Origin of the sequence: Enterococcus gallinarum NBRC 100675 (assembly GCF_001544275.1) — a bacterium.
Classification (GTDB): domain Bacteria; phylum Bacillota; class Bacilli; order Lactobacillales; family Enterococcaceae; genus Enterococcus_D; species Enterococcus_D gallinarum.
This window is the reverse complement of record NZ_BCQE01000031.1, coordinates 27,877-46,223: the sequence shown is the minus strand read 5'-3', so window position 1 is coordinate 46,223 and position 18,347 is coordinate 27,877. Positions and strand designations below refer to the sequence as shown.

The window sequence follows — 18,347 nt, the reverse complement described above, 5'->3', positions numbered from 1 at the left end:
GGGGGTAGCGGATGAAAAGCATGCGTTGGTTTAGTGTATGCATTTTTCTATTTGTGTTACTAGGTTTCTCCCAACAAGTTTCAGCAGGAGAAATGCAAGCGAATGTTCGCATCACGTTACACAAGTTACTATTTCCTGAAGGGCAGTTACCCCAAGAACAAATCAATTCCGGAGAAGGTACATTGCTTCAAGCTTATCGCGGTTTAAATGATGTCACCTATCACGTATACGACGTCACCGATTCTTTCTATCAATTACGGGCAGATGGTGAATCGGTGGAAGCTGCGCAAAGAAAGTTGGCTGATCAAGGACCTGCCGCCGGGGCCCTGATTGCCGAAGGAAAGACCGAGAAGATCCAAGGAGAAGATGGGTTACTTAGCTTCACATTAGCAGCCAAGGACAGCCAGCAGCGGGATAAGGTCTATTTATTCGTGGAAGCAGAGGCTCCTAATGTCGTGAAAGAGAAAGCCGGAAACTTGGTCGTTGTTTTACCAGTTCTTGATCAGAAAGGGAATCAAATGACCACGATTCATTTGTACCCAAAAAATGAAGAGAAGGCATACGATTTGCCGCCTCTTGAAAAAGAAGTGCAGTCCAAAACCTCTGATTTTACCTATGGCGAGAGAGTGGGTTATCAGCTGTCAACACATATCCCAGAAAATATCTTGGATTACCAACAATTCCAATTATCGGATACAGCAGATTCTGCCTTATTTCTCTTACCAGAAACGATCACAGTAAAAGTAGGAACATCCGTTATGACAGGATATACACTTCAAACAACGGATCATGGCTTTGTCCTGGATTTCTCTATTCAGCAGCTAGAAAAATTTGCCAATCAAAAATTGCAAGTCTCTTACCAAATGAAAGTAATGAATGCAGAGCCTGACACAGAGATCGTAAATGAAGGGCAATTGCTGACGGATAAACACACCATCAACAAAAAAGTCGACATACGAACTGGTGGGAAACGGTTCGTCAAAAGAGATAGTCAAGATCCGCAGCGAACATTGGCAAATGCCGTATTCGTCGTAAAAAATCAAACGGGAGCCTATTTGCATGAATCAGCCAATGGTTATCAATGGCAAGGAGAAAAAGCGGGAGCTAAACGATTCACTTCTGATCAAGCCGGAGAATTTTCCGTCAAAGGGTTAAAAGATGGCCACTATTTCTTGGAAGAAATCCAAGCCCCCAAAAATTACTTGCTTAATCAAACAGCCATTCCGTTTGTGGTTGAAAAAAATTCCTATACAACAAATGGAAAAGCAGCCACCCCACTGGCAATCATCAACAAGAAACATACTGGTTTCTTACCAAAGACTAATGAGCAACAAGCAACAGGATTGATCTTAGCCGGTGTAGCATTGATAGGTTTCGTCATTGCTGGGCTGATTAACCAAAAACAAAAACGAGGAGAAAGAAAATGAAACAAGCAAAAAAAGTATGGTACTTACTAAGTACGCTATTACTAACATTACCTGTTTTTATCAATGGGTTGGGTACAGTCGCTCATGCTGAGGAAAATGCAAGCAATGCCCAAATCGTCATTCATAAAAAGAAAATGACCGATCTTCCGGATCCGCTCGTTCAAAATAGCGGGAAAGAGATGAGTGATTTTGATCAATACCAAGGTCTTGCAGATGTCACTTTCCGTATTTATAATGTGACGTCAGAATTTTATGCGCAACGAGCTGCCGGGGCAACTGTCGAAGCTGCAAAACAAGCAGTTCAAGGTTTAACCTCAGGTTCGCCAATAGCTGAAGGTACAACAGATGCAGATGGCAATATTACCGTAAATGTACCGAAAAAACAAAACGACAAAGATGCTGTCTATACCATCAAAGAAGAACCAAAATCTGGGGTAGTGGCTGCTGCCAATATGGTCATTGCTTTCCCGGTTTATGAGATGATCAAGCAATCAGACGGCTCGTATAACTATGGGACAGAGGAATTATCTACGGTTCATGTTTATCCCAAAAATATTGTTTCAAATGATGGGGCATTACATGTGAAAAAAAGAGGTACTGCTGAAAATGAATCGTTGAATGGTGCAGAATTCGTACTCTCAAAAAGTGAAGGTTCCCCAAGTACGACCAAGTATATTCAAGGGGTAAAAGATGGTCTCCACACTTGGACAACCGACAAAGGACAAGCAAAGCATTTTGTTACTGGTAAAAGCTATGGAATCGGCGAAGATGATTTTACAGAATCTGAAGATAAAACTGGTGAACTAACGGTGAAGAATCTCGAAGTGGGTTCCTATACGCTTGAAGAGGTCAAAGCACCGAACAATGCTGAATTGATTGATGATCAAACAAAGACACCCTTCACTATTGAAGCGGATAATCAAACCCCAGTAGAAAAAACCGTTAAAAATGATACATCAAACGTTGAAAAAACAACGCCTAATTTAAACGGCAAAGATGTAGCGATTGGTGAAAAGATCAAGTACGAGATTGCGGTCAATATTCCATTAGGTATTGCTGATAAAGAAGGAAATGCCAATAAATACAACAAATTTAACTTAGTAGATACCCATGATGACGCATTGACCTTTGACAATACACCTTCAGGAGATACAGCCTATGCTCTTTATGATGGTGATACACTGATCGCATCTGAAAACTATCAAGTAACTGAACAGGCAAACGGCTTCACCGTCGCTGTCGATCCTGCGTTCATCCCTTCTTTAACACCAGGAGGTACATTAAAATTTGTTTACTTCATGCATCTAAATGAAAAAGCAGATCCAGCGAAAGGCTTTAAAAACGAAGCCAATGTTGATAATGGTCATACCAATGACCAAACGCCACCAACAGTAGAAGTCGTCACCGGTGGGAAACGATTTATCAAAGTCGACGGGGATGTTTCATCCACGCAAGCTCTAGCAGGTGCCTCTTTCGTTGTACGTGATCAAAATAGTGAGGGTGCAAACTATTTGAAGGTTGATGAAGCAGCGAAAACAGTGACTTGGGTGGCAAACAAAGCAGATGCAACAACATTCACGACGCAAGCTGATGGTCTAGTCGTCGTTACTGGACTAAAATATGGTTCCTATTATTTGGAAGAAACTGCAGCACCAGAAAATTATGTATTACTAACAAATCGAATCCAATTTACAGTGGATGAGCATTCTTACGGAACTACAGAAGAATTAGTTGCTCCTGAAAAAGTGCCTAATAAACACAAAGGAACATTGCCTTCTACAGGCGGAAAAGGCATCTATCTTTATTTAGGCAGCGGTACGCTGATCTTGATCATTGTGGGTTTGTATTTCATGAAACGAAAAGAAACTCGGTGATTTTCTGTTTTGCCAGATTTTCACTTCTAGAAAAATTGACAGCCTCAAAAGCAGATCTCAGCTATTTTGACCTAGTCAGATAAAAACGGGAGGTTGCGACAGACGTGGTCCGCTTCAAGAAATAAGAAAGGATTTTCAAAAATAGCTTATCCAATTTTTTTGAAAAACTATTTTCGAAAAAGCTGATTCTAACCGCTTGTTGAACCACTTGTTCGGAAAAAAGGAGCTGTGACAAGTCTTTTGTCACAGCTCCTTTAATTTTTTTGAGGAGGAAACGATGAAACAAAAAAGAGGACGCCAGATAGTCGATCGATTGATGATCCTTTTGTTGTTGATTGGTGTAGGGATTTTTTCCTATCCATTCATTAGTGATGCACTGAATAATTATTTGGACCAACAGATCATTGCGCATTACCAAACAGAAGCAAATCAAGAAAATGCCGCCGCAATGGCGAAATTGCAAGAACAGATCGACAAAAATCAACAGCTAGCCAAAGAAGGCGGCTCCCCCGGACTGGATCCATTCTCTGAAGCAGAGAAAATCAGTAAAAAACCAGATAAATCCTATTTTGAAAGCCATACGATTGGTGTGTTAACGATCCCCAAAATCAATGTACGAGTCCCTATTTTTGATAAGACCAATTCAGCCTTGTTGGAAAAAGGCAGCTCATTACTGGAAGGGACTTCTTTTCCTACAGGAGGCAAAAATACCCACGCCGTCATTTCGGGTCATCGTGGACTGCCGCAAGCAAAACTATTTACTGATTTGCCAGAATTGCAGGAAGGCGATGAGTTTTATTTAGAAGTCTACGGCGAGACACTCGTCTATCAAGTCGATCAAATCAAAACTGTTGTCCCCACCGATACACAAGACCTTCAGATTGAATCTGGTAAAGATCTTGTCACATTGTTGACCTGCACTCCCTACATGATCAATAGTCATCGATTATTGGTAAGAGGACACCGGATTCCTTATCATCCGAAAGTCACTGATGGCATAAAAAAAGTCACACAGCAACAACAGCAGTTTCTGTGGATCCTCATTTTTACTGCCTGCGGCTTCCTCGTTTTTGGTATTTGGTGGTATAAGCGGCGAAAGAAAAGAGCCTCTATTTAAGGCGGACTCGCTGTTCTACGAAAAGAACCTGAGACATCAGGCTATCATCAGTTTATAATCATATGACTTGCAAAAAATAATATTTTCACCTATGGTTACTACGCAACATGCATTAATCTTAGAAGAGTATTAGGACAAAAGGCTTGGGGAAGACTTTTTGTAGACACCTAATACTCTTCGTTTTTGTATTTTATCATGCTATCAGCTAGTTTGTATTAAATGGACGAAATTTCGTCCACCTTATTTTGATAGGATCCTCTCAGGTTGAATTCTGGGGTGATCGTACATCCCAATGTTTGCTTTGTTCAGGCTGATACATATCTTCGATCATTTCTATCAGTTAAAACTCGGTTAGAAATCGAGTCCAAAATAGTCCGTTAGTAATTTTAAGTAAAAAAGCAAATAGTAATAAGAAAAGGGTTCTCCTAATAAGAGATACGATCACTTTCTCACAATCTGATGAGTAAGAGAAAATTCTTGTTCTGAAAAGTTTATTTTATCAATATCTGTACCATTTATCTTTAGTGAATCATTTAACTTTAAATTATTTAATTATGGTCGTAAGATAGTTTTATCAAATATATAAGGAGTGTTATCTATGGCAAACTATGAAGAAAAAGAATCAAAAGCATTGTTAAAAATCGGAGAAGTTTTGGACAAGTTAGATGCTAATTTAGCAGAATTAGATTCTCTAGAAGCAGATGCTAAAAAACATAGTATGAAGAAGTGGATTGTTGAGAAGAAAGCGATTCATGAAATCAAGAAGATTGCACACGAAGCTGGTAAATATGAAAAATATGATGAAAAAGAATTACAGAAAGAATTGGACGAAGTAGAAAAATATATGTAAGGAAGAGAAGTTTTCTTTTCGTTTTTTTCTCGTATTTAGTTAAAATAAATTTCCAGCACACTCAGGATAAATTTGTTTGATTAGAGGGAAGCCCGCTTGCTTGATTTTTGAGTAAGGAGGCTTCTTTGCTTATACAAGCGACTTAAAGAATGCATCTGTCGCGACGCTAGTCGGTTTGACTGTTTACTGATAATCTCAGAGAAGGCAGTTTAAAAATAAAAAAGAAGCAAGATGAACCTCGTACAAACAAGGTTCATCTCACTTTGGAAAAACTACGAAAATCTTCTCGATTTTAGTCTATGGAGATGGCGGGAGTCGAACCCGCGTCCAAACATATTGCTACCTAAAAATCTACGCTCATAGTCAGCTCATTTAAGGATTCGCTTTACAGCTTGCCGAGTGACAGGCAGTCTGTATTGCTAGTCTGATGTTCTCTTTTTTTACTTGCAGACGGAAAGTTAAAACGTATCCCACTTAGAATAGGACCCTTACTCGAGCACATGGGCGATGCCGAGAGGATCTACGCTAACTGTTTTTAGGCAGCTAAAGCGTAAGAGTTTTCGTTTTTAGCAGTTATATTTAACTGTAACGTTTTAACGTAGACGTAACCTACGAAGCGCAATTCAGGCTCAACTATGCCTGTCGAATCCGTAACATCCCCCTGATAAAAGGGGTATCGCTACCAACCATTAGTATAACATAATTTGCGCTATATGCAAAGATTTAGATCAATTCAAAATGGTTCAAGGCATGCACGATGCCGCCTTCAGTATTTTTAAGAGTAACAAAATCAGCAATCTCTTTTAGTTCTGGCAAGCCATTACCCATGGCAATTTTATAGTCGCAAGCTTCTAAAAGAGCGAAGTCATTGCTACCGTCACCAAAGCCAAATGTTGGCACATCTTTGAGATTTAGTAAGTTCACCAATGTCTTAATTCCTGTTCCTTTAGAGGTGCCGCTTTTCACGACATCAATTGAAAAAGGTGTATTGCGGTAGAAAGTCAATTCAGGGAACTGTTCTTTATAGAATGTTTCATTGGCGATACCTAATACGAGCATCATATTGATCCGGTCTTTTTCATAATGGAATGGATCGATTTCTGGAAGGGGGCTGCGGACATAATTGTAAGCCTCGATCATCTCATCATTGTGTCCAGTTGCCCAGTAACCATTCTCGTTATAATATGAAAGTTCGTCGCCATGATCTCTCACGGCTTCCAACATCCGTGCGCAGAGATTTTTATCTAATGTGTCTGAAAACACTTCTTTGCCATCGATACGAATGAAGGCTCCATTCATGACAATATTTGAGGTGATCCCAGCAGCCTCGCGAATAGCAAGAACTTCTGTTTCCGTTCTGCCGGTTGCAATGATTGGTAAAACATCATTTTGGCGTAAGCGATGCATGGCCTCAGAAATTTCGGGGGTGATCTGGGAGTGTTCATCTAGTAGTGTGCCATCTAAATCAAAAAATGCTAAAGATTTATAATTCATACAGTTTTCTCCTACTCTTATTGACAGTTACAAAATCAATCTTAACAAAGATTGCTAAAAACGCAAACCTTTATGAAGAAACCGTGAAGTTGTTGGTAGATAGGAGGTTTTCGAGTATACTAGAGAAAGAATGGAGTGGGAATATGATTTTTTTAGTGATTGGAGCGATTTTCTTTTTGATCGGTTTTGTTTTTTTGATTCTCCCTTCAAAGAAAATCAATTTTATCTACGGCTATCGTTCTTATTTAGCAAAACAGAATGAACGAAATTGGCAGTATGCACAAAAGATCTGTACGCGGTATTTTCTGCTGTTTGGGGGAGTCATGACATTGATAGGAATCCTACTGAAGTGGCAGGGATGGACCAATTTCTTTCTCTTAGAAATGATTGCAATTCCTTGGTTTATTGTACCGATTTTTGGTTTGATCGAAGAAAAGCTGCAACGATTTGATGAACAACATAGGGGTGAAGACAATGAATATTCTAATGATTGAAGACAATGAATCTGTTTCAGAAATGATGCAAATGTTTTTTTTGAATGAAGGTTGGGATGCGACTTTCAAATATGATGGCAAAGAGGGACTGGAAGCTTTTGCCGAAACTCCGGAAAAATGGGATATGATCACGCTGGATTTAAATTTACCTACCATGGACGGAATGATCGTTGCCAGAGAGATTCGCAAGATTTCTAATACAGTGCCCATTATTATGCTGACTGCCCGTGACTCAGAAAGTGATCAAGTGATCGGGCTGGAAATGGGCGCAGATGATTATGTGACGAAACCATTTAGCCCATTAACATTGATTGCTCGTATCAAAGCCCTTCATCGGCGGAGTGAAATTGCTGAGAAGGCAAGTTCTGAGACTTCAGACACGACATTTGATATCGTTACCGATCACTTTAAAATGAATACCAAGACTCGGGAGGCTTATTTGAACGGCAAATTGATCGATGGCCTGACGCCCAAAGAATTTGATTTGCTTTATACATTAGCGAAAAAACCGCGACAAGTCTTTTCCCGGGAACAATTACTAGAGTTGGTTTGGGATTATCAATATTTTGGTGATGAGCGTACCGTCGATGCGCATATCAAAAAGTTGCGGCAAAAAATTGAAAAAGTGGGACCGCAAGTGATTCAGACTGTTTGGGGAGTTGGCTACAAATTTGATGATGCAGGTGCTGCCTAATGCGGTATCTTTATCAACAATTGATTGCGTTTTTTGCTGTGATTCTAGTCATTTTGATGACGATTGGAGTAGCGTTTACCCAAATGACCAGACAGACGTTGCAAGAGCGAAATTACGAGCAATTGATGGGGTATGCCTCTTCCGTAGCAAAAATTTCCCAGATCAGTGACTCTGAATTTTTTCAGCAGAACATGACGCGAGATGAATACTTGCAGTATTCGCTGCATCTTGCTGAAAATATTCTGAGCAATCAAGATATTTCTTTTGCTTTTTTTAAAAGTCCGAAAGAACAGATCTATCCATTAGATACTGCGGGACGAGCGGTCGACTTTAGCATTTCAGAATCAGATTGGCAGTCATTGCAAAATGGTGGTCGATTACAAATGACTTCGAATACCAATCTATTCGGCGAACGAGAGTTGACTTCCTATGTGTTGATTCCTTTTTCTGTTAATCGGACGGATTTTTATGGTGTGATGGTGGTTTCTCAATCTGCCAGCAATATTTTGAATCTAGTCAGTGCCTTTAATCAAAATTTATTCAAAGTCTTCTTGATTTCGATCATTGTTTCGCTGTTGATCAGTTATCTATTCGCGACTTTCCAAGTTCGACGGATTAATCGGATGAAGCGGGCAACCAAAGAAATTACGAACGGGAATTTTGACATCTCACTACCTGTTCATAATCGCGATGAATTTGATGAATTGGCAGAAGACTTTAACCAAATGTCCCAGTCATTGAAAGAGTCGCATGAAGAAATTGAGCGTCAGGAAGAACGACGACGGCAATTTATGGCTGATGCTTCCCATGAAATGCGTACGCCTTTAACAACTATCAATGGGTTGCTAGAAGGATTAGAGTACCATGCAATTCCGGAGAATCAGCGAGACAATGCGATCCGTTTGATGAAAAATGAGACCAATCGTTTGATTCGGTTAGTGAATGAAAATCTGGATTATGAAAAAATCAGAACCAATCAGATTTCTATGGTCATTAAGAAGTTTGATGCGACCAAGACAATGACCAATCTGTTGACGCAATTGGAAAGCAAAGCAGAAGTCGCAAACGATCGTTTGATTCTGGAAACAGAGGAGTCGATCGACGTCTATGCCGACTATGACCGGTTTGTTCAAATTATGGTTAACATACTCCAAAATGCGATTCAATTCACACAAGACGGTGAGATCCGCGTGCGAATCGAGAAAGGCTATCTAGAAACGATCATTGAGATTTCTGATACAGGAATCGGTATGTCCGAGGAACAAGTCAAAAATATTTGGGATCGCTACTATAAAGTTGATCCTTCTCGAAAAAATCGACAATTTGGTGAATCGGGATTAGGGTTATCGATAGTGGAACAGTTGGTTCGCCTCCACAAAGGTAAAATCGAAGTCGATAGCGAATTGGGGCAAGGAACGACCTTCAAAGTGACTTTTCCTGATATCGAAATAGAAGAATAAGCTGGAAACATACAGTATGCTTTTTTGCAGTGATAGACTAAAGGAAACCATCGTCATCGATGGTTTCCTTTTTGTGTACCTATAAAATAGAAAAGTCTCATTGTTTTGTGATATAGGGGGTATGAGCTAAGCGTTCATCTTCATTCATTAAATAGATCGATAACTGAAATTGTTTTGCTAGTTGACTGCATAAAGGCAGAAGGGCTTGGATGTCGGCGGTATGTAAATTTTTTGAAAGAGTCTCTAAAACTATGACCGGTTTTTCCAATAAAAGCGCCAGTAACAATTGTACTTTAACTTCTTCTAAAGAAGTGAGTTCATCTAAGGATCTTTTCAAAAAAGTCGGTTCTAAATGAACGGCAGTTAATAGCTCTTCCAAAGGTTTTTCTTTTTTATTGGCTAAGGAAAGATTATCTTTCAATGATAGGAAGGGGACATACTGCCATTTTGGCTCTATGGTAACCGCTTGGTTAGTTTGCAGAAAGTGAGCCAACGTCTCTTTCGCAGCAAGGTCATTGGCTGCAAGATAGAAAAGACCTGGGGTGTTTAGTTGATTTTTTGGTTTTTCCATTGCTGATTCCTCCAATAAAAACAGTGGCTGGTGACGACGACTAACGTAATGATTGAGACTGAACCAACGAGTAGGACAAAGGTTTGGCGTAAACTTTTTAGAATCATTGACAACCATTCATTGCTGTTCAATTCAACATTCTGAATGAATGCTTGGCTTGTTTGTGGAATCGTGATGCCGAAATCCGCTGTTGTTTGGCTATTGACCGACTGCCAAATCTGCAAGGAGGCATCTTCTCTGTCGAAAGTTGTGATATGGCTGGTAATCATTTCTCGTTGAAAGAAAGGCTGAAATAGAATCAGCAATGCAAAGACGAGGACGATGATTGCAAGCAGTGGCAGGAGGACTTCCAAGAGCTGCATTCCTACCCATTGCCGGGAGGAAGCTCCACTCATCAACCATGCCTGAAATTCCTTTCTTTTCATTCGTTGGTAAAAAATAATGAAACCTGTGAAAACAAATAGGAAACTGATGAAAATCAACAGAAAAAGATTCTGATAAATAGATGCAATTGGTTGGATCTCTTGTGCGATTTTTGCCGGCATTTCTTCGCCAATCAAATAATCTTTGGCTTGCGTAAATAATTGGTTCAATGAGTGGAGCAGAGTATCACTAATGATTAAACCAATCACGGCAAAAAAGGTCAACAATCCATAGAGGATTAATGCTTTTTTATGATAATGAATGCTGGCTACAGCAAAACGAAAAGTTTTCATTCAATTCACCTCATTCTACTATCTAGTATAAAAGGGGAGTTTGAATAAAGTATGAAGTTCTTGTACAAAAAAAAGAAAGTCAGCGGAGACTTTTTGATTTTTTGTGCAAAAAAGTACCGCGAGCGATCAAACGCTTGCGGTACTTTTGATTGAAGCTTATTTATCGGTCTCTTTGACCATTTCTTCGTATTCTTTATAGGTCTTCGTATGATACAAATCGACGGTCGATTTCTCACCATTTTTTGAGAAGACACTCGTTGAATCGGCACCGAGTTCTTTTTCTTTGGCACTCAATTTTTGTAAGGCATTTTTGTAATCATAGTTATCTGGATCGACTTCTTTCAATCCGCTTTTCGCATAGAAGCGCAACAGATCACCATTATTGATTTGATCAGAGACCGACAGTTGCTTATCGACTTTGGCTTTCCATTCATCCACTTGTTTTTGTAAGCTTGCTGAAGGACTTGGGATCGCCATGCCAGTACTGTTACTGTAAAGGACGCCTCCGTAATAAGTATACTCTGGTGTAACAAAGTCACCGTCTCTAAATGCAACGAGCTGTTCGTTTTGTTTAGAGAACAAATCTTGTCCTAATTGGATATATTTCGAAGTATCTACACCTAACAGATGAAGTAAGGTTGGCAAAGCATCCACTTGACCACCGTACGTATGATTGATTCCGCCCTTCGATTGTCCAGGAATATGGATCATGTAAGGGACACGCTGTAAGGCTGCATTATCAAAATTAGACCAACTAGCGCTGTCTTTACCAAGCAATTCTGCTAAGTTTTTGTTTCGTGAATTTGAAATACCGTAGTGGTCACCGTATAAGACGATCACAGAATTATCATACAGACCAGATTCTTTCAAGTAGTTGAAGAATTCTTCAACTGCTCGATCTAAGTAGTTGGCAGTAGCAAAGTACCCGTTGATCGTTTCATCAGAAGTTGTTGCTAACGGGAAGCCACCTTCATCATTGGTAAATTCAGAATATGGGTAGTGATTAGAGACAGCAATAAATTTGGCGTAAAATGGTTGTTGCAACCGTTCCAAGTATTGCGCTGATTGTTCAAAAAATGGTTTGTCATGCAACCCATATTGGAATGAGTTATCTTCGTTGACATCATAGTAAGAAGCATCGAAGAAGTAATCATAGCCAAAGCGTTTGTAAGTCTCATTTCGGTTCCAGAAGGTACCAGTGTTTCCATGAAAAACGGCTGATGTGTAGCCTTGTGTTTGTCCTAAAATATCTGGTGCTGCTTCAAAGGTATTCTTCCCGCCGAGTTGCGTGAAGAGAGCACCTTGATTCAAACCAAAGAGTGAATTCTCAAAGAGTGTTTCCGCATCACTGGTTTTTCCAGCTTTGACTTGATGGAAGAAATTATCAAAGCTAAATGTGCTTTTACTGTGATACAAACTATTAATGAATGGCATCACTTCATGTTCTACGCCGTTCTCATCTTTTAATTTATAATCGATCAGAAATTGTTGTGTACTTTCTAAATGGACATAAATGACATTTTTTCCTTTAGCGATCCCGAACATGTCGTCATTAGGTTCTGCATAATGCTGCTTGACATAACTTTCGACTTCGTTCATATCATTGGGACTAGCTTCTGCTCGAACTTGAGAAGCTTGATAAGTCTGCACACCATCATAAACAGTAAATGCATTGATCCCTAAATATTTGACCAAGTAGTCACGAGAAAAAGTTCTAGTCAATAATTCTGGACGATCTGCTTCTGCTAAGAATAAATTTCCTGAGAAGATCATTACTGCCAATGTTGAAATGGCAAAAGCCATCCGAGCTTTAACGGGACGCTGATCCATTTTGATTTTCTTCATAACGAGAGCTGCAATCAAAATGATGAAGTCCACGAAGTACAATAAATCGTAAGGTCTGAAAAGTCGAATCGCACTTTCCCCCAGACCACTAGCAACTTTTCCGGCACCAAGCATCGTATTGATGGTAATGAAATCCGTGAACTCTCGATAATAACTGACATTTGAGAACAGTAGCAGCGTCATCAAGAAATAGATGGCGATCATGGTGATATAGGCTGCTTTTGTTCGTCTCACATACAGTGCGATCGAAAGTAAAAATAAAGTTGTTGCGATTGGATTGATAAATAAGATGAAGTATTGCACAGTGCTTTCAATCCCAAGGTGGAAGTCCACCAAATAAGCAAAGATATTTTTTAACCAAAATAATAGGGCCAATATGAAAAAAAAGCCCATTCTTGTATTCACAAAAGTGGATACTCTATTTTTTTTCAAAGGAATCTTCCTCTCTCTTTCCAGCTTAAACGAATAAGATTCGAATTTACATCATCCTATATTCTACTAGTCCATCGAAACAGTGTCAATCGAATTCCCTGTCGTGGTGCGGAATTAAGTATTTCTTTACTTTCAAGAATACAGACAAAGAAACAGGTTTTTGCTATACTTATCAATAGAATGAATGGAGCAGATAAACGATGAAAATGAATTTAAGCAAAAAAGGAATCAAAAAATTCCATAAAAAAAAACCATTGATCCAAGAAGATGATCTCCTGCAAGTCAAAGATACACAAGATTGGGTCTCTTTTGTCGATTCTCAAGGGAAAATTGTCGGAACCGGCTATTTAGGGAAACAGAATAAAGGCATCGGCTGGGTATTGGCTTTTGAAGATCGTCCGATTAACAAGGACTTTTTTGAAGCAGCTTTTGCAAAAGCCAAAGCCAAAAGAAGTGCTTACTATGCCAGCGAAGAAACAGATGCTTTTCGTATCGTTAATGGAGAAGGCGACCACTTAGGTGGATTAACGATTGATCTCTATCGAGAATTTGCCGTATTTTCTTGGTATAACGAAACATTGTACCAAAATAAATCTCTATTGATCCAAGCGTTCCAACAAGTCTTTCCAGAAGTCAAAGGAGCGGTTGAAAAAATCCGCTTTGACTCTGATCTGCCAGAATCAGCAGCCGTCTATGGAGAGGAGGCGCCCGAACCGCTGATTGTGAAAGAAAATGGCGTTCACTATGCTACCTATCTTAATGAGGGACTGATGACCGGGATTTTCCTTGATCAAAAGGAAGTACGCGGACAACTCGCCGAAGGGCTGTCAGCAGGCATGACAGTGCTCAATATGTTTAGTTATACCGGTGCTTTTTCTGTTGCGGCTGCGATGGGCGGTGCGACAAAGACAACGAGTGTTGATCTTGCCAAGCGCAGTTTGGAGAAGACCAAAGAGCAGTTTGCAATCAATGGCTTTGATCCAGAAAAACAGAAGATTCATGTGATGGATGTTTTTGGCTATTTTAAGTATGCCAAGAAAAAAGAGCTGACCTTTGATATGATCATTTTGGATCCGCCTAGCTTTGCCCGCAACAAGAAAAAAGTCTTTTCTGTCGCAAAAAATTATGGTGAACTGGTTACGGATAGTTTGGCGATTATGAACAAGGAAGGCTTGTTGATTGCTTCAACGAATGCTGCCAACCTTTCCCCAAAGAAATTCCAACAAATGATCGAAGAAGCAATGGATCAGGCCCAAGTCACGTATCAATGTACACAAGAATATCGACTACCAAGTGATTTTGCAGTTGATCCTAACTTTTTAGAAGGAAATTACTTAAAAGTATTCTTTTACCAAATCAAAAAGGAGTGAGACGGATGGTTCAAGTAAAGTCGATCGAGTTGGATGGCAAGCACCCGCGCATTTGTGTGCCGCTGACCGGAACAACTAATGAGGAAATTATCAAGCAAGCCCTAGCCGCAGAAACTTCGGATGCAGAGATCATTGAGTGGCGGGCTGATTATTATAAAAAAGTAGATAGTTTATCCGACGTTCTGGATGTACTTTCTCACGTTCGGACCACTCTAAAATCAAAAGTTTTTTTGTTTACGTTTCGAACCATCGAAGAAGGGGGACAAATCCCTTTCACTTTGACACAATATAAACATTTATGTCTAGGCGTTGCAGAATCTGGATTGATCGATATGATTGATGTGGAATTGGAAAAAGCTGAATTTTTAGGCAGAAACTTTATTCAGAAAATCAAAGAACATCAAGTCAAATTGGTGTTAAGCAGTCACGATTTCGACAAAACACCAGAAGATGCTGTGTTGATCTTAAAAATAGGGATTATGAATCAATTTGGCGCTGATATCGGAAAACTAGCAATGATGCCTCACAATGTGCAGGACGTTTTGCGTTTGATGGGCATTATCAATAAAGCGCGGGGATTCAATCAATTACCTTTAGCAGTCATGTCAATGGGAAATTTAGGCAAAATCAGCCGCGTCAGTGGTAGTCTGATCGATTCAGTCATGACTTTTGCTGCGCTGGATCAAGCTTCTGCCCCTGGTCAGATTCCAGTGGAGCGGATGAAAGATTATTTAGCTGAGTTTTCAATCGAGACGATGAAAAATTAAACAATAGGGAACGTAAACAGAAAAAAATGGGGCAGACTAGTCCTATAGTTTAGAGCAGTCTTAAATGAGACTCTTAAAATTGAAGTCGTAAAGAAAGAACCAGAAGTTTGGATAAATGAGGAATGCGTCATGGCAAAAGTAAAAAAAACAAATGCGATTCGGATGGTAGAACAAAAGAAACTCTCCTATCAGGAATATACGTACGAATGGTCAGAAGATCATTTGGATGCAGGGGCTGTTGCTCAGCAAATCGCTCATCCAGAAGCCATCTATAAAACGCTGGTAGCAGTTGGTAATAAAACGGGTCCCATCGTCGCAGTCATCCCTGGAGATCACGAATTAGATTTGAAGAAAATTGCTAAAGCCAGCGGCAACAAAAAAGTAGAAATGTTGCACTTAAGAGACCTAGAAGAGACCACAGGGTATATTCGCGGTGGATGTTCACCGATCGGCATGAAGAAGCTCTTTCCAACCTATATTGATGAAAGTGCGCGACATTTGGAAGAAATCATCATCTCAGCAGGAAAGCGTGGTTTACAAATAGGACTGTCTCCAACAGATTTGAGCAAATTGGTCCGCGGACAGTTTGTCTCGCTGACTGCTATTTCTGAAGTTGACTAAACAGGAACAGACAAAACAACAGAGCCACTGCATTGAAGTATCCTACCTCAATGCAGTGGCTCCGTTGTTTGTTCTATAGATAATTATTCCATAACGGAAATATCAAAGACTTCAATGTTATCTAATCCACCATAAAATTCATACCATGGGGTAGCATATTCTTTTAGAATAGCATTCAGTTCTTCGACATTTTCCCGGCCTTGCGTGTCTAACCAATCCAGCAGTGCTTTTTCCCCTTGTTTTCCATAGATTTCCACGCTGTCTCGCCAAGTTGCACGTCCGCCAAGAATACCAGAGAACTTTGCCCCATGTTCGCCGGCAAAGCGTAATTCTTCTCGGAAGATGTTTGCGGGAACCCCTGCACTTAAGTAAATGAAAGGACGAGTAGCGGCATCGCTAGCTTCTCTAAAGTAGTTGGCAGCTTCTTCTTGGGTATACACAGCTTCTAAGCCTTCTTTTTGAAACCCTTCAACCAAATCAAATTGTACGGGTACTTCAACTTTTAAAATATCGATATGGTATTTGTCTTTGGTCAATTCTTGAATCGTACGAATGACTTTACTAGGTTTGATTTTAGCGAAAGCCGGTGATTTATCGTCGGTGATTTCATCGTCATAGACGATTGGTTCGACAAAAATTGGAATATCGGCTGCTTGTGCTTCCGTACCTAAACGTTCTAGAAAAGCATGTTTCGTATCAAGAATCTCTTGCGGTTCATCAGGATTGTAATAAACCAGCACTTTAGCTGCGTCAGCTCCTTTTTGGACTAGACGTTGCAGAGATTCATTTGGCAACAGCTCCGGCAATCGTCCTGGAGTATTGACATCATAACCGGTTTTTTCATAAGACAGAATCAAACCAGCATTGGGATTTTTCGCTTCGATGCCTTGAAATCCATATTCTTCATCCAATAAAATGCTGCTGACATACTTCGTCAATTCTTGTGAAACCAACCGTTTGAAGTCATAAATTTGTTCCATTTTGAAATTATCGGGCCCTGTGGCAGCTTTCATCATTTTTTTCATTGATCCTCGCTGATCAATGGCCAATGCCGCAATCACCCCATCTTCATTTGAAAGTTTCTGCATTTTTTCAAATTTGCCTCTTGAAATACGTTTCATTTGTCCAGCCTCCTTTAAGTTCTCTTTCAGTCTACGCCTTCTCACAAAAATCGCCAACTAATAAGCAATTTCTAGAAATGCAAACAAAAAAACGAATCTTTGTCACTACCCACTAGCAATGGTATGTGACAGCAACTTTACTCAGATGCAAGTCTGCGAAAGATTCGAAATTTCTTGTATTTCATTGTGTCAGATCGTTAAGAGAATAAAGGCTATCCTTGTTAATAGTGAAAATAGCTGGCCATCTCCGCGGCATGGGTGCCAGCCACATGACCAGTACAAAAGGCAGCAGTAATATTGAATCCACCAGTATAACCGTTGATATCGAGTAATTCGCCGCCGAAATAAAGGCCATTGATGCACTTACTTTCCATTGTCTTGGGATTCACTTCTTTTAAATGAATTCCTCCACCCGTCACAAAAGATTTTTCCAGCGGAAATGTTTTAGAAATTGTGATAGAAAAGCCTTTCATGATAGCTGCTAAAGCCTGTAGCTGATCTTCAGTTGTTTGCTCAGCCACCAGATCAGAAAGTGCCAGTCGATGGATAAAGAACTCTAGCAGACGTTCTGGCAAGATGCCGTTCAGTGCATTGACTAATTTTTTCTTCGAATGGGCAGCCACTGTCAACTCCTTCACCAATTCATTCGCTGTTTTTTCTGGAAAACAATCCAGCATCACTGTGACCGGTGTATGACTCTTCAATTCTTGATTGACAAAAGAAGAACAGCGCAGCGCAGCTGGACCCGAAAGCCCGAAATGCGTGAACAAGAGATCCATGGTATGAGAGACAACGGTTTTTCCTGTAGAATCCAACACAGATAAAGCAATATCTTGTAAAGAGATCCCTTGCAGTGTGCGTTCCTTGATAAATGTTTCCTCTGATATGAGAGGAGACTCGGTAGGATAAAGCGGTGTGATGGTATGCCCTAATTTTTTGGCCATTTTGTAGCCGTCTCCAGTTGCTCCAGTCGAAGGGTAAGTTCGACCACCAGTCGTCAGGATCACACAGGGCGCAGTAAATTCTTCGAATTCTGTTCGAACGCCTTGGATCTGAGTCCCATCATGAAGTAATTTAGTGACGACTGTATTAGTCAACAAAGTGACTTGTTTCTCATGGAGCGCCTGTAATAAGCCTTCAACGATCGTTTTCGATTTGTCTGTGACAGGAAACATCCGTCCGTGATCTTCTTCTTTCAGAGGGACACCATGGGATTCAAAAAAGGTCATCACATCGAAATTATTGAATTGCGAGAATGTACTATATAAAAATTTTCCGTTGCCGGGAATATGGGCGATCAAATCATCGACAGAGCGATGATTGGTCACGTTACAACGACCGCCGCCGGTCATAAGCAATTTTTTGCCAACTTTTTTATTTTTTTCTATAAGTAATACGTCTGCACCGTTTTCGGCTGCTGAAATAGCGGCCATCATGCCACTGGTCCCAGCACCAATCACGATCACATCATAGGATTTCTTCATCTTCCTTCAC

The 18,347-nt window shown here is 40.1% G+C and carries 16 protein-coding genes and 1 other RNA gene; 10 read left to right on the top strand and 7 right to left on the bottom strand.

Translation table 11 applies throughout. The features are described 5' to 3' along the window. Positions 1 to 11: 11 nt before the first annotated feature. The 4 genes from EG2_RS15205 (at position 12) to EG2_RS15190 (ending at position 5,268) form a co-directional block, all read left to right on the top strand. The gene (locus EG2_RS15205; protein ID WP_060815291.1) at positions 12 to 1,427 is read left to right on the top strand and encodes a SpaH/EbpB family LPXTG-anchored major pilin; all 1,416 of its coding nucleotides are present in this window, start codon (positions 12 to 14) and stop codon (positions 1,425 to 1,427) included. Next, complete coding sequence (locus EG2_RS15200) at positions 1,424 to 3,301, top strand: SpaH/EbpB family LPXTG-anchored major pilin (RefSeq protein WP_060815290.1); 1,878 nt, start codon at positions 1,424 to 1,426, stop codon at positions 3,299 to 3,301. The genes EG2_RS15205 and EG2_RS15200 overlap by 4 nt, the downstream gene beginning before the upstream one ends. 277 nt (positions 3,302 to 3,578) lie before the next feature. Further along, the gene (locus tag EG2_RS15195; RefSeq protein ID WP_060815289.1) at positions 3,579 to 4,418 is read left to right on the top strand and encodes a class C sortase; all 840 of its coding nucleotides are present in this window, start codon (positions 3,579 to 3,581) and stop codon (positions 4,416 to 4,418) included. 598 nt (positions 4,419 to 5,016) lie between these two features. Then, entirely contained in the window at positions 5,017 to 5,268 is a 252-nt protein-coding gene (locus EG2_RS15190) for a hypothetical protein (protein WP_060815288.1), read from the top strand. Between the two features lie 297 nt (positions 5,269 to 5,565). Here the strand turns inward: EG2_RS15190 and ssrA are convergent. Then, positions 5,566 to 5,929: a transfer-messenger RNA gene (gene ssrA / locus EG2_RS15185) on the bottom strand. Between the two features lie 62 nt (positions 5,930 to 5,991). Next, positions 5,992 to 6,762 (bottom strand): Cof-type HAD-IIB family hydrolase, encoded by a 771-nt coding sequence (locus EG2_RS15180; protein WP_060815287.1) that lies wholly within the window; start codon positions 6,760 to 6,762, stop codon positions 5,992 to 5,994. A gap of 143 nt (positions 6,763 to 6,905) precedes the next feature. On the opposite strand from EG2_RS15180, the gene EG2_RS15175 reads away from it, so the two are divergent. Genes EG2_RS15175 through EG2_RS15165 form a run of 3 tightly spaced genes read left to right on the top strand, consistent with a single transcriptional unit; the run spans position 6,906 to position 9,410 of the window. Next, the gene (locus EG2_RS15175) at positions 6,906 to 7,256 is read left to right on the top strand and encodes an SdpI family protein (RefSeq protein WP_060815286.1); all 351 of its coding nucleotides are present in this window, start codon (positions 6,906 to 6,908) and stop codon (positions 7,254 to 7,256) included. Beyond that, entirely contained in the window at positions 7,237 to 7,950 is a 714-nt protein-coding gene (locus EG2_RS15170; RefSeq protein WP_003127824.1) for a response regulator transcription factor, read from the top strand. The genes EG2_RS15175 and EG2_RS15170 overlap by 20 nt, the downstream gene beginning before the upstream one ends. Then, complete coding sequence (locus tag EG2_RS15165; RefSeq protein WP_060815285.1) at positions 7,950 to 9,410, top strand: sensor histidine kinase; 1,461 nt, start codon at positions 7,950 to 7,952, stop codon at positions 9,408 to 9,410. Before EG2_RS15170 ends, EG2_RS15165 begins: the two co-directional genes overlap by 1 nt. A gap of 97 nt (positions 9,411 to 9,507) precedes the next feature. On the opposite strand, the gene EG2_RS15160 is transcribed toward EG2_RS15165, so the two are convergent. The 3 genes from EG2_RS15160 to EG2_RS15150 form a co-directional block, all read right to left on the bottom strand. Next, positions 9,508 to 9,981 carry a hypothetical protein gene (locus tag EG2_RS15160; RefSeq protein ID WP_060815284.1) on the bottom strand — a complete coding sequence of 158 codons (474 nt, stop codon included), beginning with the start codon at positions 9,979 to 9,981 and terminating at the stop codon, positions 9,508 to 9,510. Then, complete coding sequence (locus EG2_RS15155; protein ID WP_060815283.1) at positions 9,957 to 10,697, bottom strand: hypothetical protein; 741 nt, start codon at positions 10,695 to 10,697, stop codon at positions 9,957 to 9,959. The genes EG2_RS15160 and EG2_RS15155 overlap by 25 nt, the downstream gene beginning before the upstream one ends. Positions 10,698 to 10,853: 156 nt before the next feature. Further along, positions 10,854 to 12,935: an LTA synthase family protein gene (locus EG2_RS15150; RefSeq protein WP_060815293.1), complete on the bottom strand. Its 2,082-nt coding sequence runs from the start codon at positions 12,933 to 12,935 to the stop codon at positions 10,854 to 10,856. Between the two features lie 239 nt (positions 12,936 to 13,174). Here EG2_RS15150 and EG2_RS15145 point away from each other — a divergent pair, with 239 nt between their 5' ends. The 3 genes from EG2_RS15145 to ybaK all read left to right on the top strand — a co-directional run bounded on the left by EG2_RS15145 (position 13,175) and on the right by ybaK (position 15,732). Beyond that, on the top strand, positions 13,175 to 14,344 hold the full coding sequence (locus EG2_RS15145) for a class I SAM-dependent rRNA methyltransferase (RefSeq protein WP_060815282.1): 1,170 nt from the start codon (positions 13,175 to 13,177) through the stop codon (positions 14,342 to 14,344). A 5-nt stretch (positions 14,345 to 14,349) separates the two neighbouring features. Next, the gene (aroD, locus tag EG2_RS15140; RefSeq protein WP_060815281.1) at positions 14,350 to 15,111 is read left to right on the top strand and encodes a type I 3-dehydroquinate dehydratase; all 762 of its coding nucleotides are present in this window, start codon (positions 14,350 to 14,352) and stop codon (positions 15,109 to 15,111) included. Between the two features lie 129 nt (positions 15,112 to 15,240). Beyond that, the gene (ybaK, locus tag EG2_RS15135; protein ID WP_060815280.1) at positions 15,241 to 15,732 is read left to right on the top strand and encodes a Cys-tRNA(Pro) deacylase; all 492 of its coding nucleotides are present in this window, start codon (positions 15,241 to 15,243) and stop codon (positions 15,730 to 15,732) included. 83 nt (positions 15,733 to 15,815) lie between these two features. On the opposite strand, the gene EG2_RS15130 is transcribed toward ybaK, so the two are convergent. Continuing rightward, positions 15,816 to 16,853, bottom strand: a complete 1,038-nt coding sequence (locus EG2_RS15130) for a tagatose 1,6-diphosphate aldolase (protein WP_060815279.1) — start codon at positions 16,851 to 16,853, stop codon at positions 15,816 to 15,818. 221 nt (positions 16,854 to 17,074) lie between these two features. Beyond that, on the bottom strand, positions 17,075 to 18,337 hold the full coding sequence (locus tag EG2_RS15125) for a BaiN/RdsA family NAD(P)/FAD-dependent oxidoreductase (RefSeq protein WP_060815278.1): 1,263 nt from the start codon (positions 18,335 to 18,337) through the stop codon (positions 17,075 to 17,077). Between the last annotated feature and the right edge of the window lie 10 nt (positions 18,338 to 18,347).